Origin of the sequence: Micromonospora sp. NPDC048871 (genome assembly GCF_043198155.1) — a bacterium.
Taxonomy (GTDB): Bacteria; Actinomycetota; Actinomycetes; order Mycobacteriales; family Micromonosporaceae; genus Micromonospora.
Window position 1 is genome coordinate 440,991 of sequence record NZ_JBICUM010000003.1, and the last position, 15,386, is coordinate 456,376.

16 protein-coding genes are annotated in these 15,386 nt (G+C 70.3%); 4 read left to right on the top strand and 12 right to left on the bottom strand.

Annotated elements, in window-relative coordinates; genetic code table 11:
• Positions 1–16: 16 nt before the first annotated feature.
• The 4 genes from ACGFIK_RS10980 to ACGFIK_RS10995 form a co-directional block, all read right to left on the bottom strand.
• Positions 17–1,693, bottom strand: a complete 1,677-nt coding sequence (locus ACGFIK_RS10980; protein WP_327023585.1) for a cation acetate symporter — start codon at positions 1,691–1,693, stop codon at positions 17–19.
• Positions 1,690–2,043 (bottom strand): DUF485 domain-containing protein, encoded by a 354-nt coding sequence (locus ACGFIK_RS10985; RefSeq protein ID WP_327023586.1) that lies wholly within the window; start codon positions 2,041–2,043, stop codon positions 1,690–1,692. The genes ACGFIK_RS10980 and ACGFIK_RS10985 overlap by 4 nt, the downstream gene beginning before the upstream one ends.
• Positions 2,044–2,229: 186 nt before the next feature.
• On the bottom strand, positions 2,230–2,925 hold the full coding sequence (locus ACGFIK_RS10990) for a flavin reductase family protein (RefSeq protein WP_327027355.1): 696 nt from the start codon (positions 2,923–2,925) through the stop codon (positions 2,230–2,232).
• Positions 2,926–3,020: 95 nt separating this feature from the next.
• Positions 3,021–3,170, bottom strand: a complete 150-nt coding sequence (locus ACGFIK_RS10995) for a hypothetical protein (RefSeq protein ID WP_327023587.1) — start codon at positions 3,168–3,170, stop codon at positions 3,021–3,023.
• Between the two features lie 193 nt (positions 3,171–3,363).
• On the opposite strand from ACGFIK_RS10995, the gene ACGFIK_RS11000 reads away from it, so the two are divergent.
• From ACGFIK_RS11000 to ACGFIK_RS11015, 4 genes are all read left to right on the top strand, one after another.
• Positions 3,364–4,149: a helix-turn-helix transcriptional regulator gene (locus tag ACGFIK_RS11000; RefSeq protein WP_327027357.1), complete on the top strand. Its 786-nt coding sequence runs from the start codon at positions 3,364–3,366 to the stop codon at positions 4,147–4,149.
• Entirely contained in the window at positions 4,146–4,343 is a 198-nt protein-coding gene (locus tag ACGFIK_RS11005) for a DUF397 domain-containing protein (protein WP_327023588.1), read from the top strand. Before ACGFIK_RS11000 ends, ACGFIK_RS11005 begins: the two co-directional genes overlap by 4 nt.
• 420 nt (positions 4,344–4,763) lie before the next feature.
• Positions 4,764–5,504, top strand: a complete 741-nt coding sequence (locus ACGFIK_RS11010; RefSeq protein ID WP_393338923.1) for a type IV toxin-antitoxin system AbiEi family antitoxin — start codon at positions 4,764–4,766, stop codon at positions 5,502–5,504.
• Positions 5,473–5,664, top strand: a complete 192-nt coding sequence (locus ACGFIK_RS11015; RefSeq protein WP_327023591.1) for a hypothetical protein — start codon at positions 5,473–5,475, stop codon at positions 5,662–5,664. The genes ACGFIK_RS11010 and ACGFIK_RS11015 overlap by 32 nt, the downstream gene beginning before the upstream one ends.
• A 4-nt stretch (positions 5,665–5,668) precedes the next feature.
• Here the strand turns inward: ACGFIK_RS11015 and ACGFIK_RS11020 are convergent, their stop codons facing one another.
• The 8 genes from ACGFIK_RS11020 to ACGFIK_RS11055 all read right to left on the bottom strand — a co-directional run bounded on the left by ACGFIK_RS11020 (position 5,669) and on the right by ACGFIK_RS11055 (position 15,386).
• Positions 5,669–7,360, bottom strand: coding sequence for an ABC transporter permease (locus ACGFIK_RS11020; RefSeq protein ID WP_327023592.1), 1,692 nt, complete (start codon positions 7,358–7,360; stop codon positions 5,669–5,671).
• The gene (locus ACGFIK_RS11025) at positions 7,345–8,109 is read right to left on the bottom strand and encodes an ABC transporter ATP-binding protein (protein ID WP_327023593.1); all 765 of its coding nucleotides are present in this window, start codon (positions 8,107–8,109) and stop codon (positions 7,345–7,347) included. Before ACGFIK_RS11025 ends, ACGFIK_RS11020 begins: the two co-directional genes overlap by 16 nt.
• Before the next feature lie 143 nt (positions 8,110–8,252).
• Positions 8,253–9,893: a cation acetate symporter gene (locus tag ACGFIK_RS11030; RefSeq protein ID WP_327023594.1), complete on the bottom strand. Its 1,641-nt coding sequence runs from the start codon at positions 9,891–9,893 to the stop codon at positions 8,253–8,255.
• 1 nt (position 9,894) lies between these two features.
• Positions 9,895–10,377, bottom strand: a complete 483-nt coding sequence (locus ACGFIK_RS11035; protein WP_327023595.1) for a DUF485 domain-containing protein — start codon at positions 10,375–10,377, stop codon at positions 9,895–9,897.
• Positions 10,378–10,631: 254 nt separating this feature from the next.
• On the bottom strand, positions 10,632–11,405 hold the full coding sequence (locus ACGFIK_RS11040) for a LytTR family DNA-binding domain-containing protein (protein ID WP_327023596.1): 774 nt from the start codon (positions 11,403–11,405) through the stop codon (positions 10,632–10,634).
• Positions 11,402–12,628, bottom strand: a complete 1,227-nt coding sequence (locus tag ACGFIK_RS11045; RefSeq protein ID WP_327023597.1) for a histidine kinase — start codon at positions 12,626–12,628, stop codon at positions 11,402–11,404. Before ACGFIK_RS11045 ends, ACGFIK_RS11040 begins: the two co-directional genes overlap by 4 nt.
• Positions 12,629–12,688: 60 nt before the next feature.
• The gene (locus ACGFIK_RS11050) at positions 12,689–14,260 is read right to left on the bottom strand and encodes a sugar transferase (RefSeq protein ID WP_327027358.1); all 1,572 of its coding nucleotides are present in this window, start codon (positions 14,258–14,260) and stop codon (positions 12,689–12,691) included.
• 265 nt (positions 14,261–14,525) lie between these two features.
• Complete coding sequence (locus ACGFIK_RS11055) at positions 14,526–15,386, bottom strand: DNA-formamidopyrimidine glycosylase family protein (RefSeq protein ID WP_327023598.1); 861 nt, start codon at positions 15,384–15,386, stop codon at positions 14,526–14,528.

A 15,386-nucleotide genomic window follows, 5' to 3' on the forward strand; every position in this document is an offset into this window, starting at 1 on the left:
TTTTAACAGGTGCGCGTCAGTGTGCACCGGCTCCGGTCAGGGAGCGCACCTCCAGTTCGGCGTACTTCTCCTCGTCGCTCTCCTTGGAGATCACCGTGCCGATCCAGCCGCAGAGGAAGCCGAACGGGATCGACAGGATGCCCGGGTTGGACAGCGGGAACCACTGCCAGTCGTGGTCCGGGAACATCGCCGTGGGGGCACCGGAGACCACCGGCGAGAAGAACACCAGCACCACGGCCGCCAGCAGACCACCGTAGATCGCCCAGACCGCCCCGGAGGTGTTGAAGCGCTTCCAGAACAGGCTGTAGAGGATCGCGGGCAGGTTGCCGGAGGCGGCCACCGCGAAGGCCAGCGCCACCAGGAAGGCCACGTTGAGGTTCTGCGCGTAGATCGACAGGGCGATGGAGACCGCGCCGATCACCAGGGCGGAGATCCGGGCGACCCGTACCTCCTGCCGCTCCGAGGCGGTGCCCCGCTTGATCACGTTGGCGTAGAAGTCGTGCGCCAGGCTCGACGACGAGGCGAGGGTCAACCCCGCGACCACCGCCAGGATGGTGGCGAAGGCGACCGCCGCGATGATCGCCAGCAGTGCGGCCCCACCCAGATCACCGCCGAAGAACTCGATGCCGAGCGCCTCGGCCAACTGTGGTGCGGCCGTGTTGCCGGCCCGGTCCTGCTCCCGGATCGCCTCCTGGCCGACCAGCGCCGCCGCGCCGAAGCCCAGCGCCAGGGTGAGCAGGTAGAACGAGCCGATGATGCCGATCGCCCAGAGCACGCTCTTGCGGGCCGCCTTGGCCGTCGGGACGGTGTAGAAGCGGATCAGGATGTGCGGCAGACCGGCGGTGCCGAGCACCAGGGCGATACCTAGGGAGAGCAGGTCCACCTTGTTGTAGAAGGTCTGGGTGGCGTTGCCGGCGACCTCGACCCCGTACCGCAGACCGGGTTCCAGGAAGGCGGTGCCCTGCCCGGAACTCGCCGCCGCGTCACCGAGCAGCGAGGAGAGGTTGAACTTGTACTTCGCCAGCACCAGCAGGGTCATCAACAGCGCGCCACCCATGAGCAGGAACGCCTTGACGATCTGTACGTAGGTGGTGCCCTTCATGCCACCCACCGTGACGTAAATGATCATGAGGGCGCCGACCATGATGATGGTCGCCACCTTGGCGGTGTCCGCGTCCATGCCCAGGAAGGTGGTGCCCGGCCGGATGCCGAGCAGCAGCGCCACCAGGGCCCCCGCGCCGACCATCTGGGCCAGCAGGTAGAAGATCGACACCGTGATGGTGGAGACCGCCGCGGCCGTACGCACCGGACGCTGCCGCATCCGGAAGGCCAGCACATCGGCCATCGTGTACCGGCCGGAGTTGCGCAGCAGCTCCGCGACCAGCAGCAGGGCCACCAGCCAGGCCACCAGGAAGCCGATGGAGTAGAGGAAACCGTCGTACCCGTACAGGGCGATGATGCCGGCGATGCCCAGGAAGGACGCGGCGGACATGTAGTCGCCGCCGATCGCCATGCCGTTCTGGAAACCGGAGAAGGACCGGCCGCCGGCGTAGAAGTCGGTAGCGGTCTTGGTCTGCCGGCTGGCCCAGATCGTGATGGCCAGGGTGGCGGCCACGAAGGCCAGGAACAGCACGATGGTCAGGTTGCGGGCGGTCGTGCTGCCCGCCTCGGCCGCGAGGATCGTCGTCGTCACGAGTCACCCCCGGTGATTTCGTCGCGGATCTTGTCGGCCACCGGGTCGATCTTCCGGTCGGCGTACCGGGAGTAGAGCCAGGCGATGAGGAAGGTGGAGACGAACTGGAGCAGGCCGAAGACCAGCGCCACGTTGATGTTGCTGCCGAACAGTCGCGTGCCCATGAAGTCTCGCGCGTACGCGGAGAGGATCACGTAGAGCGCGTACCACAGGAAGAACGCGATCGTCATCGGGAAGACGAAGCCCCGCAGGGCACGGCGTAACCCGGCGAATTCGTCCGACCGTTGGACCGCGAGGTATCGCTGCGGATCCGAGTCGGTCGGCGCGGTAGCGGGTGTGTCCGTGGACATTTGATCACCACCTTCACAGGCGTCAGGAGTTTCGCGCACGCTAGAAAGCGCACTCCCCGCTCGAAAAGGGGCGATATGCGTACCGGTCGACGACTGCGCCGAACGGCTCCACTGCTGCGCCCAGTGACCGGGGTCACTCCGCTGACCGGTAGCGGCTCGGCGCTGCCGATCGGCCCGGCGGGCAGCTCAGCTCAGCTCGCGATAGCGGCCTCGGTGGTGCAGCAGCGGCTCGCCGCCATCCTCGGTCAGCTCCACCCGTTCGATGGTCGCCTCGACCAGCAGGCTCCAGCCGTACTCCCGGGCGTCGTCCAGCCGGCACCCGGCCCAGCCGCCGCCGACGGGCACCGGCCCGTACGGCGTCTCGGTCCAGGAGTCGAGGGCGAACAGGCCGCCGGGGGACGGGAACAGGCCCGCGAACCGGTCGGCCAACTGCCGGTGGGTCGGCCGAAGCGGCGCCACCGCGAACCGCCCGGCCTCCTCGACCGCCGCCCAGAGGTCCGACTCCGCGTCGATCAGGCCGAGCAACCGGCCCGGCTCACCGTCGGCCACCAGCGTCGAGGAGACCGTCAGACCGGCCGGTCCGGGCGCCGTCCACAGGGTCACCGGCGCGGGCAGCCGACCCCGCAACTGGCGTACGGGCGAACGCTGGCCGGCCGGCACGGCGAAGGGGTCGGAGTGGTGGATCTGGGCACCCGGCTCTGGATTCACGTGAAACATTGTGACCCGCTCGGCTGCTCCGCGAGCCCGTGCCCAGCCCACGAACCGCTCGTACAGCTCGGGTCGGCGGCCCTGACCGCCAAGCTGGGCCAGCTGGTCAGCGGCCTCCACCATGAGGGAGCCGAGGTACACCAGCAGCGAGGTGCGGTCCTCGCGATACTCGATCAGCAGCCGCAGCCGGGCCGGCTGGCAGGGCCAGAGGGCCCCACACCCCTGACAGCGCCAGAGCGGACGCATCGGCAGATGCGACACCCGCCGGGTCACCGCGTAGCCGCCGAGCAGCAGCCGTACCGCCCGACCGTGCCGCGCCGACGTTCCGGCACCCCACGCCGACCCGCCCGGGAGGCGGTGGGGCCGCCGTGCCGACCCGCCCGGGAGGTGGCGGGGGCGGCGAGTCGGTGAAACAGCACTGGTGCCTCCTTAGCTTCGAGGGCCGCCCCGGTCGGGGGAGTGACCGAGGCGGCCCGACGCAGGACCGGCCGCCGGGATCGTCGCCTCCACCAGCCGGGCCGCGTGTTTCCACCCTGGACTCCCCGCCGGGTTCAGGGGAGGATGCCAGCGGTTACTACCCAGCGCATTCGCGTACTTACCGAATGGGTGAGCATGAACTTCGAGATGTGGATCAAGGCGTTGAAGGCGGCGCGGGCCGCTGCCGGCGTCTCCCAGGAGGGGCTCGCGGCCCTGATCAAGTGGAGCCCCTCGCTGATCGCCGCCATCGAGACCGGCCGCCGTCGACCGACCATGGAGTTCGCGGTCGCCTCCGACCAGGCCCTGCACACCGACGGCCTCCTCGCCGAACTGCTCAAGGAGGCCGACCGGGAACGCGGACCTTCCTGGTTCGCCGCCTGGCGCGGCTACGAGCAGGAGGCGACCCGGTTGCGCGCCTTCGAACCCTGCCTGGTGCCCGGACTGCTACAAACCGAGGAGTACGCCCGAGCCGTGATCTCCGCCGGTGGACTGCACCAGCCCGCCATGGTCGAGGAGTTGGTGGCCGTCCGAATGGAACGCCAACATCTGCTGCACCGGGCTGATCCACCCCAGTGTGTGTTCCTGGTCGACGAGACCGCGGTACGCCGACCGGTCGGTGGGCCCGAGGTGCTCGACGCCCAACTCGGCCGCCTGCTGGAGGTCACCGAACTGCCGTACGTCCGGCTGCATGTCGTCCCCCTAAGCGTCGGCTCGCACGTCGGACTCACCGGTGGGTTCGTGCTGGTAGAACTCTCCGACGGTGAGGAGGCGATCTACCTGGAGAATGCCGCCCGGGGACACGTGATGAACGACCCGGAGGTGATCCGTCTGATCGGCCGGAAGTGGGATAGCCTGCTCGGCGAAGCACTGTCCACAAACGCCTCGCTTGACCTGCTCCGAAAGCTGAAGGTGACGTCATGACTGCTGCCGAACCCCGCTGGCGCACGGCAACCCGTTCGGGCGACACCGGTGGCAACTGCGTGGAAGTGGCGGACAACCTTCCGGGGATGGTGCTGGTGCGTGACAGCAAGGACCGACCCGGACCGGCGTTGACCTTCACCCCGACCGCCTGGCGCTCATTCCTCACCCTGGCCCGCGAAGCATCCCCCCGCTGACCCCCAGTTCCTGACTCGCGAGGACATTGCTCCCGCCCCGCCGAGTCAGGCAGCGCGACCCGCCGCTCAGCGCGGCGCCTCCCGCTCGGCGCGGCCCGCTGTCCAGGGCGGCGTCTGCCGCTCAGCGCGGTCTGCTGCTCCAGTGCGGCGTCTGTCACTCGCAAGATCACGCTCGATGTGGGATCGAGTGGTCTCGTCTTAGCAGAAAGCCACTCGATCCTAGATCGAGCGTGATCTTGCGGCGGGGTTACGGTCCTGTGCGAGCACAAGCGGGCACGATGGGGCATGAATGCGCACGAACGAGCAGGTTCGGGCAGGGGCGGGCTTGGAGTGGGGGTGATCTCGCAGGGGCGTCAGCGCAACATTGGGGGTTATCCACAGGGGCAGCGCGGGGGGTGGTTGAGCTGTCACCGTCTGGTCATGTCCCGATCTCCTCGTCGGTCGCCGCAGTTGCGGGGGCGCGTCTTCCGTGGTTCACACGCGATCTCGCGTGGCCTGCTCACCCGCAACGATCTTCGTAGTGCCGCCTGGCGGCCCCTCTTCCGCGACGTGTACGCCGACGCTCAGTTGCCGGTCACCCACCGCACCCGGTGCACGGCCGCAGGCAGGTGGCTCATCCCGACGGGTGCCGCGATCGCCGGTCGATCCGCCGCGGTGCTCCACGGGTGCGCCCACACCACCTTCGACGACACCGTCGAGGTCCTCGTCCCACGGGGCAGGTCCGCTGGTCCCGCCGCTGGGCTGCGGGTGCATCGCGGGCCGGTCGACGACGGGGACATAGTCGACCGGGCGGGCACCCCGGTCACCTCCCCCGAGCGCACCTGCTGGGATGTGGCCAGCTGGCTCGACCTGGTGGAGGCGGTGGTGGTCATCGACGCTCTGCTGGCCAGCGGGCTCACCGAGGTGTCGACCCTGCGGGGGTACGCGCTCGCTCGGGTGGGCCGTCGGGGCTGGCGGGCGATGCTGCGGGCGGTCGATCTGGCGGATGCCGGTGCCGAATCGCCGCAGGAGTCCCGTACCCGGGTACGGCTCGTGCTGGTCGGGCTGCCGCGACCGCGTACCCAATGGGGTGGTGTCGGCCCACGGGCGGTTCCTCGCCCGTCTAGATCTTGCCTGGCCGGAGTATCGGGTGGCGGTCGAGTACGACGGCCGCTGGCATGACGACCCGGGGCAGTTCGACGCGGATCGCCGAAGGCTAAACCGGCTGGTCGGCAGCGACTGGATCGTCGTGCACCTGACGGCGAAGCGCCTCCGCGAGGACTTCGACGGCTTCCTCGCCGAGGTGCGGGCCGCCCTGCGCTCCCGTGGCCACCGCCCGTAGACCGTCAGCGGCGTGGGGTGACCGCCGACAGCAGTTCGGGCAGGCGGCGGTCGAGAGCGTCGCCGGCCAGGTAGGCGCCGAGCAGGGCCGCGCCGACGCCGTAGAGGATGCCCAGCGGCAGGCCCAGCCAGAGCCAGGCGTCGCCGAGCAGGGCGGCGGCGATCACGGTGGGTACGCCGGTCGCGGCGGTGGCGACCATGGCCAGCAGGGCCAGCAGACTCTTGGTCACCCCGGCGCCGCTGTTCATCGCGAAGGGGTTACTCGTCTCCGGCAGCGAGTACGCGGCGAGCACGGAGACGAACGAGTTGACCGCCAGCCCGGCGCCGAAGGTGGCGAACAGGGTGCCGGCCATGAACCCCATCCAGGTCGGCTCGCCCAGGACCAACGCCATCACCACGGCCACGAACGCCAGCATGGGCAGTACGTAGAGCGAGAAGGCGGCCATCCGGGCCCGCAACTCCAGGCGGCCGGGGATGCCGGCGATCACATTGGCCGCGTACGCGCTGCCGTCGAAGCCGAACTGGTTGGCCAGGGTCATCGCGGCCAGCAGCCCGACGAAGAGCATGGAGAGGCTGACCAGCACCGGTGAGGTGTCGGTGGTGAAGTCGAAGCCCTGCTCACTGTCGATGGTGAAGCCCTGCCCACCCACGTTGACCATCAACGGCACGAAGAGGCCGACCACCGCGATGGTGATCAGGTTGGCCCGTCGCCGGGCATCGCGCCACCAGTAGCGGGCCTCCCGGGCGACCAGTGCGCCGAAGCGGTCCCGGGGCAGCCAGCCGGTGATCCGTGGGAACAGTGCTGCCACCGCGCCGCCGCTGACCTCCGGCTTGCTTCTGGCCGGGCCGCTGCTCGCGGCCCCCACCATCGCCGACTCCAACGACCGCGACCACCAGACCAGCAGCGCGGCGATGGTCACGGCGGTGATCAGGAGCTTCACCGGGGCCGCCCAGACCCGGCCCTGGGCGACATCGATGCCGACCGTCCAGGGTGCGCCGAGGGGGGTCCAGCCGACCACGGTCGCCACACCGGTAAGTCGGTCCCAGTCGGTGTCCCGGAGCGCGGCCAGCCCGGCGAGCTGCAACGGACCGAGCAGGGCGGCGGCCACCGCGAGCAGGACCGCGGCCAGGTCGCGTACCCGGCGGGAGCGCAGCATGGTGGCGAAGGCACTCGTCACCGCCCGGGCGGCGGCCACACAGAGCAGCATCCCCAGGATCACTCCCAGGGCGGCCACCACGGCGGCGGACCAGCCACCGAACACCCCGGCGTTGACCACCAGAGCACTGAGGGCCAGCAGTACGGCGATGGTGGGCACGCTCACCAGGGCCGCCGTGAACAAGCCGGTGACCAGGGTCCGTCTGGGCAGCGGCAACAACGCGAACCGGGCCGGGTCCAGGGTCTCGTCGACACCGAAGAAGACCAGGGGCAGCAGCAGCCAGCCGAGCACCGTCAGGCCACCGGCGAAGGCGGCGACCAGCAGGGCGTACCGGTCGTCACCGGCGAACGCGGGTGTCGCCAGACCGAAGAAGGCGCCGACCGCGATCCAGAACCCGACCAGGGCACCGATCACGAACAGCACGGCCCGCCAGGCTTGGCCCCGGAAGTTGTTGGCCATCACCCGCAGCTTGAGCCGGACGAAGTGCCGCGCCTTGATCGGGCGTGCCCGGCTGGCCGGTTCGGTCACCGGGACAGCCACGACAGCTCCTCACCGGTCGCCGTACGCCCGCCGACCACCTCGACGAAGACCTCCTCCAGCGAGCGCTGTCCGCGTACCTCCTCCAGGGTCCCTACCCGCTTGATGGTGCCCTCGGCGAGGATCGCCACGTGCGAGCAGAGGCGCTCCACGACCTCCATGACATGACTGGAGAAGATCACCGTCCCGCCCCCGGTGACGTACCGCTGGAGGATGTCGCGGATCAGCGCCGCGGAGACCGGGTCGACCGCCTCGAAGGGTTCGTCCAGCACCAGCAGCCGGGGCCCGTGCAACAGGGCGCAGGCCAGGCCGATCTTCTTCTTCATGCCGGCCGAGTAGTCCACCACCAGGGTGCGGCCGGCGTCGGCCAGGGCGAGCACGTCGAGCAGCTCTGCGGCGCGCTGGTCGACCACCGCCGGGTCCATCCCCCGCAGCAACCCGTGGTACGCCAGCAGTTCGGCACCGCTGAGCCGGTCGAACAGCCGTACGCCGTCGGGCATCACACCGAACAGCCGCTTCGCCTCGACCGGATCGGCCCACACGTCGCGCCCGAGCACCCAGGCGCTGCCGTGGTCCGGCCGCAGCAGCCCGACGGCCATCGACAGGGTGGTGGTTTTTCCCGCGCCGTTGGGGCCGAGTAGCCCGTAGAACGAACCGGCCGGTACGTCCAGATTCACCCCGGCCACGGCGACCTTGCCGTCGAATCGTTTGGCCAGGCCACGGAGCGCCAACGCAGGGTACTCGCCAGTCATGTGACAGACCGTATCCGGTGGCGGCCAGCGCTCCCTGAGCCACCAGGCTGAGCTTGACTCATCCCACAGTCGTAGGCGTCATCCGCTGCGAGCGTTAATAAGGGCACCTTGCTCTACACGAGGCGTTAACAAGGTGCCCCTCCTTACAGCCGGAGGCTGTCCGGGGCGTGCAGGCGGAGCATGGTGCGGCCGACGTCGGTGGGGGTACGGCCACGGGTGGCCAGGGAGACCGCGACCATCACCGTGAAGGCCAGCGGCACCGTCCAGGCGGCCGGCTGCCCGGTCAGGGTGGCCGGCCAGCCGCTCAACGGCGGCCCGAGCACGGTGATCAGCACCGCCGACACCGCCGCCCCGCCGCCGACCAGGATCCCGGCGGCGGCCCCCGCGTCGGTGAGCCCGCGCCACCAGATGCCGAGCACCAGCAGCGGGCAGAAACTGGAGGCGGCGACGGCGAAGGCCAGCCCGACCACCTGGGAGACGTCCAGCCCGGAGACGTTCAGGGCGAGGATCAGGGGCACCCCGCCGGCGATCAGGGTGGCCAGCCGGAAGCCACGCACCGAACCCCGGCCGAGCACATCCGTGGAGATCACTCCGGCGACGCTGGTCAGCAGCCCGGAGGAGGTGGACAGGAAGGCCGCGAAGGCCCCGGCGGCGACCAGGGCGGCCAGCAGCCGACCGGTGGTCCCGGCGCCGAGGGCCGCCTCGGGCAGCAGCACCACCACCGCGTCGGTCTGACCGCTGACGAGCAGTTGTGGGGTGTAGATCCGACCCAGCACCCCGTAGATGGTGGGCAGCAGATAGAAGACCCCGACCAGGGCCAGCACCACGAGGGTCGTCCGGCGGGCTGCGGCGCCGTCCGGGTTGGTGTAGAAGCGCACCAGTACGTGCGGCAGCCCCATGGTGCCCAGGAAGGTGGCCAGGATCAGGGAGTACGTGGCGAACAGTCCCCGGTCGTCCGAACCGGCCGTGCTGGGCAGCAACCAGTCGGTCGCGCTGGTGGCCACCCCGGAGACCTCCGGTACCGGCTCGCCCGCCGCGAAGGTCAACTCGTCGCCGGGGCGTACCTCCCGGGTCTGCCCGTCCGGCAGGGTGAGCACCGCGCGGTGCTCGACCACGACGGTGGTCGCGGTCCGGAAGGTCGGCCCGTCGGGTGGGGTCACCGCCGGCCGCCCGTCGGCCTGCCACTGCAACGCCAGGAAGATCGCGGGTACGGCCAGCGCGGTCAGCTTCAGCCAGTACTGGAACGCCTGCACGAAGGTGATCGCCCGCATCCCGCCGAGCGCGACATTGGCGGTGACCACCAGGGCGACCACCAGAGCCCCCACCGGGTACGGGGAACCGGCCAGGGTGGCCAACGTCAGCCCGGCCCCCTGCAACTGGGGCACCAGATAGAGCCAGCCGATGAAGATCACGAATACGGTGGCCAGGGTGCGCAGCCGGCGGGAGCCCAGCCGCAGTTCGCAGAAGTCGGGCAGGGTGAAGGCGCCGGAGCGGCGCAGTGGTGCGGCGACGAACAGCAGCAGGGCCAGATAGCCGGCCGCGAAGCCGACCGGGTACCAGAGCACGTCCACGCCGTACTTGAGGATCAGCCCGGCCACCCCGAGGAAGCTGGCCGCCGACAGGTACTCCCCGCCGATGGCCGCCGCGTTCCAGGTAGGGCTGACCACCCGGGAGGCGACCAGGAAATCGGAGGTGGTGCGGGCCAACCGCAGCCCGTAGAAGCCGATCCCGACGGTGATCAGGGTGACCGCCACGATCGCCGGTACGACGAGTCCGTTGCCCACCTCAGCGCTCCGGCCGCTGGACCAGGTCGGCGAAGTCCTGCTCGTTGCGTTCGGCCAACCGCACATAGGTCCAGCCGACCGCCATCAGGAATGGGAAGGAGAGCACCCCGAGCAGCAGCCACGGCAGGTTGATCCCCAGCACGGTCGTCCCGCCGACCGAGGGGGCGACGGCGAAGAGCAGCGGCAACCCGCCCAGCCCCACCATGACCACCGCCGACAGTTGCAGCGCCAGGGCCAACTGGGCGCGGACCAGACCGTGGATCAGCGCCTCGCCGACCCGGGTCTGCTGGGTCAACTCGGTACGGGCACCCCCGCTGCGCTGCCGCCGCCGGGACACCTCGGCCAACACCACCCGCGTACGCCTCGGCGGCGAGGATGCCGGCTGTTCAGCCGACCCTTGCTCCCCGCCGGCCGGGCGCTGCTCAGGTGCCTGCCGGTCCGGCTCGGTTCGGCGGGGTGCCGGCACGGGATCCTCGGCGGCCATTCACGGGAGTCTGGTCCGCTCACCGAGATTGTCAAGAGCCCTGTGGGCAACCTGTGGATAACCCTCCAACCCTGTGGAAAACCCCGTGGAAAACCCCCACCCAGGCAGCCCCGCAACCCACCCTGACCCCGTTGATCATGAGGTTAGCGGCGTCAGGGAGACCAACTTCGCCGTCAACCTCATGATCAACGGGGCGAGGGTCAGGGCTAGGTGGGGTGGGGGTGGGGGGTTGGGGGTGGGGGTGGGGAGTGGGGTTAGCGGGTCCAGGCTTGTTTAGCGGCTCGGACTAGTTTGTCCTTCAGTTCTCGGGTGTGGCGGCGGCTTACTGGGAGTTCGGTGTCGTCGATTACCACTACGTAGCCGGAGTTGACCAAGCGGAGTTCGGCGATCAGGCGTAGTTGGACCAGGTACGAGCGGTGGATCCGGACGAAGCCGCCGTCGGCCCAGCGGTCGGCGAGGGTGGCGAGCGACACCCGGACCAGGTGTGAGCCCTCGGCGGTGTGCAACCGGGCGTAGTCGCCCTGCGCCTCCACCCAGCGCACCGCCGAGCGGGGCAGCATCCGGGTGCTGCCGGCCAGCTCCACCGGGATGGTCGGATCCTCCTCGGTACGGGCCAACGCGGCCGGATGCGACGGCACCACCCGGGAGCCGACCACCCGGCGCAGCGCCTCGGCCAGCCGTTCGGCGCGTACCGGCTTGCGGACGTAGTCGGTGGCACCCAGGTCGAAGGCGTCCGCCGCGCCGTCGTCGTACGCGGTGACGAAGACGATCGCCGGGGGCCGGGCGAACTGGCGCAACACCCGGGCCAGTTCCATGCCGTCCAGGCCGGGCATCCGGATGTCCAGGAAGATCACGTCCACCTCGTCGTCGCGGAGCACCCGCAGCGCCTCGGTGGCGTCCCCGGCCGTGCGCAGCCGGGCCACCCGGGGGTCGGCCCGCAGGTGGTACGCCAACTCGTCCAGCGCCGGGGGTTCGTCGTCCACCGCGAGTACCCGCAGGAAACCGGCGACCCCGCCGTTGCCGCTCACGCGTTGGCCCGTACGCCGGGGTGGAACTTCGGCACTCGCATACTCACCTTCGTACCCGTTCCCAGGTCCGTCTCCACGACCAGGCCGAAGCCGTCTCCGAAGACCGACCGGAGTCGCTCGTCGACATTCGACAGCCCGACGTGCTGGCCCGGGTCGTCTCCCGGGTCGCCGCCGCTCCCGGCCAACTCGGCGATTCCCGCGGTCAGGGTGCCCGGGTCCATCCCCACTCCGTCGTCCTCCACGGTGATGTGGCATTCGGCGCCCGCGTCCTGAGCCTCGATGCTGACCATGCCCATGCCGGGTTTGCGGGACAATCCGTGCCGGACGGCGTTCTCCACCAGCGGTTGCAGGCACAGGAACGGCAGGGTCACCGGCAGCACCTCCGGGGCGATCTGGAGGCGCACCTGAAGCCGGTCACCGAACCGGGCCCGTTCGATCGTCAGGTAGCGATCGATCGAGCGCAACTCCTCGGCCAACGTGGTGAACTCACCGTGCGCCCGAAAGGAGTATCGGGTGAACTCGGCGAATTCCAGGATCAGCTCCCGGGCCCGCTCCGGGTCGGTGCGGACGAAGGAGCCGATCGCGGTCAGCGCGTTGTAGATGAAGTGCGGGCTGATCTGCGCCCGCAGCGCCCGGACCTCCGCTCGGGCCAACCGTTCGCGGGAGGAGTCCAGCTCGGCCAGGGCCAGCTGGCTGCCGGCCCAGTGTGCGGTCTCCAGGCTGGCCTGCACCAGACCTGGCGCGGGTACCCCGTCGGTGACCGCGACCAGCGCGCCGACCACCCGCCCCTCGGCGCCGGCCAGGGGCGCCACCACCGCGCCGCGTACCAGGCAGTCGAGCCGGTCGCAGAACAGTTCGGCCTCGCCGAGCACGGTGGAACGCTCTGCGTCGATCACCCGCTGCGCCGCCGCCAAGAGTTGTCGGCCGTGGTGCGTGCCCAGGCCGTCCAGGGCCAGCAGGTCCTCGGTGTCGGTCAGGGCCAGCCCTTCCGCACCGACCAGGCTGCGCAGGTGACGGGCGGCCTTCGCGGCGTTGGCCGGGTTCAGTCCGGCGCGCAGCGGTTCGGCGGCCAGCCCGGCGGTGTGCAGCACCTCGTAGGTGGCCCGCTGACCGGGGGTGGCGATGGCGCGGCGGGCACGTGATCGGGCCACCCCGAACAGCGCCGCAGCCAGTACGGCGACCAGCGAGAAGACTCCGACGATCGCAGAGAGGTTGCCGCCCACGCCGATGATCCTGCTGCCATCCGCGCTCCGGCGGAAGGGGCGACTGCCGATCGGCGAGGGTCAGTAGGCGCCCTTGCGGGCCAGCACCACGCCCACCGTGCGCCACAGGATGCTCAGGTCGTACGCCAACGACCAGTTGTCGACGTAGTAGAGGTCCAGTCGGACGGCCTCGTCCCAGGACAGGTCGGAGCGGCCGGACACCTGCCACAGCCCGGTCATCCCCGGACGGACCAGCAGCCGACGGCGCACATCGCCGAGGAAGTCGCCGTCGTCGGCGGGCAGAGGGCGCGGCCCGACCAGGGACATCTCGCCCATGAGTACGTTGATCAGCTGCGGCAGCTCGTCCAGCGAGGAGGCGCGCAGGAAGCGGCCCACCGGGAAGACCCGGGGATCCTGCTTCATCTTGAACAACATGCCGTCGGTCTCGTTCTGGTCGACCAGGCTGGCCAGCCGGTCCTCCGCGTCTACATACATGGTGCGGAACTTCCACACCCGGAAGGTGCGCCCCTCATGCCCCACCCGGGGCTGGCGGAAGAAGACCGGACCCGGATCGGAGATCCGGATGGCGACGGCGATGACGATGAAGACCGGGATCAACGCCAGCAGGCCCAGCCCAGCGGCGACCCGATCCATCATGTTCTTGGCCAGCAGTGCCGGCCCGGACAGGGTGGGTTCCTCGACGTGCAGCAGCGGCAGGCCCTCGATCGGGCGGATGTGCACCCGGGGGCCGGCGATGTCGGTCAGCTGCGGGGCCACCACCAGGTCGACCCCGGAGCCCTCCAACTGCCAGGCCAGCCGGCGCAGCTCGCCCGGCTCGGCGCTGGCCGAGCCGCAGACCGCGATCGTGTCGCCGCCCACCTCGCGTACCAGGGCCAGCACGTCGCGGCCGGCGTACACCGGGACGGGGGTCTGCACCCCCTTGGCGGCGGCGTAACCGTCCGTGATGTGGATGGCCACCGGGACCAGCCCGGCGGCGGGGTTGCGGGTGACCGCGGTGTAGACCTCCAGGCACTCCGGCAGGGTGCCGACCAGCACCATCCGGTGGGCCGCCTGCTGGGTGTTGCGGCGCATCACATGCAGCACGAACCGGGTAAGGATCCGGCCCAGCAGGATCAACAGCAGGGCCAGCAGCAGGGCGGTGCCGACCGTGAACCGGGACAGGTCCGTCTTGGTGGCGAAGGCCAGGAAGGACACCGCCGCGCAGACCGCTACCCCGGCCCGGATCACCCGTTTGAACTCGTCCGGCCCCAGACCCAGACAACGCCGGTCATAGGCCCCGCTGAACCACAGAATGGTCAGCCAGCCCAGCGGCAGCAGCAGGAAGGCCACCGTGTGGAACCAGGTGGGGTCGTTCTGCGCCTCGTGGAAACCGGCCGTGGCCTGGTCGAAGGTGCGGATCGCGGTGAAGCTGGCGAAGGCCGCCGCCGCGAAGTCCAACAGCAGCAGGATCGCGGTGTACGGCCGGTGCCAACGGGAGACCCGTCGCCGGGCCCGCGCCCATGCCGAACGGGGTACCCCGTTGTGCGACGACGGGGTCGGCGGCTGGATCTCGAAGCTGTCGACGTGCCGCACGAGTCTGCTCCGGCCTTCGTTGGTTACCGGGCGCTGGAGGCTAGTCGTCACCTCACCCATGTCCTCCCGCATGACCCGCACCGCTTACTCGCCGTAAGGGCCCGAGTGGCCCACCATTTCAGTTTCCCACGCGGATGCCGTCATCACGCCGACCCGAGGGACATTGCGTGACGGACTCGTGTTCGCCTGCGATCTGGCCGGCTCCACGCCATCCGGAAGCCGGGGACCGGGCCACTATACCGATGGATGGCGGCCCCGGAAGAGTGCCGGACCGTGGTTGCGCACCCCACGTCCGATTCCGCTCCGTAGTCGAGAGTCTCGTCACTCACCGTACGAGTCGGGACAACCTTCGGTCAGCAAGCGGCTTGCCGCCGGTCTGACAGGTGGGGCAGTACTGGAGGCTGGAATCGGCGAAGGAGACCTCACGTACGGTGTCGCCGCAGACCGGGCAGGGCAGCCCGGTGCGGGCGTGCACCTTCAGCCCGGACCGCTTCTCACCCTTCAACTCCGCAGCCCGCTGCCCCAGAGAGCGGGTGACCGCGTCGCCGAGCACCCGGCGGGTGGCCGTGTGCAGGGTCGCCATCTGCTCATCGGTGAGCCGGTCGGTCAGGGCGAACGGCGACAGCTTCGCCGCGTGCAGGATTTCATCCGAGTACGCGTTGCCCACCCCGGCCAGCACCCCCTGATCGGTGAGCACCCCCTTGATCTGGCCCCGTCGACTGCGTACCGCCTCGGCGAAGGTGGCCAGGTCGGCCGCGAGGGCGTCCGGCCCCAGCTTGGCCACCCCGGGCACCGCCTGCGGATCGGTCACCAGGTAGACGGCCAGCTTCTTCTGCGTACCGGCCTCGGTCAGGTCGAAACCGGAACCGTCGTCCAGACGTACCCGAAGGGCGATCGGGCCTTTGCCCGGACGCAGCGGGACGGTCGAGGCGAAGGCCTCCCGGTAGTGCAGCCAACCGGCCCGAGCCAGGTGCACCACCAGGTGCAGGTCACCCTCGAAATCGACATCGAGGAACTTGCCGTGCCGGCGGGCGTCGGTCACCGACCGGCCGGTGACCGCGGTCAGCGCCGGATCGTACGTCTTCAGGGCGCTGATCGCGACGGCCTCCAGCCGCTCGACGCGGCGGCCCACCGCGCGCTGCCGCAGGTAACCCGCGAGCGCCTCCACCTCCGGTAGTTCGGGCAT

Bases quoted from the DNA above. Each gene is read 5' to 3' on its own strand.
- ACGFIK_RS10985 (WP_327023586.1), bottom strand. From the start codon at position 2,043: ATGTCCACGGACACACCCGCTACCGCGCCGACCGACTCGGATCCGCAG.
- ACGFIK_RS11000 (WP_327027357.1), top strand. From the start codon at position 3,364: ATGAACTTCGAGATGTGGATCAAGGCGTTGAAGGCGGCGCGGGCCGCT.
- ACGFIK_RS11005 (WP_327023588.1), top strand. From the start codon at position 4,146: ATGACTGCTGCCGAACCCCGCTGGCGCACGGCAACCCGTTCGGGCGAC.
- ACGFIK_RS11010 (WP_393338923.1), top strand. From the start codon at position 4,764: ATGTCCCGATCTCCTCGTCGGTCGCCGCAGTTGCGGGGGCGCGTCTTC.
- ACGFIK_RS11025 (WP_327023593.1), bottom strand. From the start codon at position 8,109: ATGACTGGCGAGTACCCTGCGTTGGCGCTCCGTGGCCTGGCCAAACGA.
- ACGFIK_RS11035 (WP_327023595.1), bottom strand. From the start codon at position 10,377: ATGGCCGCCGAGGATCCCGTGCCGGCACCCCGCCGAACCGAGCCGGAC.
- ACGFIK_RS11050 (WP_327027358.1), bottom strand. From the start codon at position 14,260: ATGGGTGAGGTGACGACTAGCCTCCAGCGCCCGGTAACCAACGAAGGC.
- ACGFIK_RS11055 (WP_327023598.1), bottom strand. From the start codon at position 15,386: ATGCCCGAACTACCGGAGGTGGAGGCGCTCGCGGGTTACCTGCGGCAG.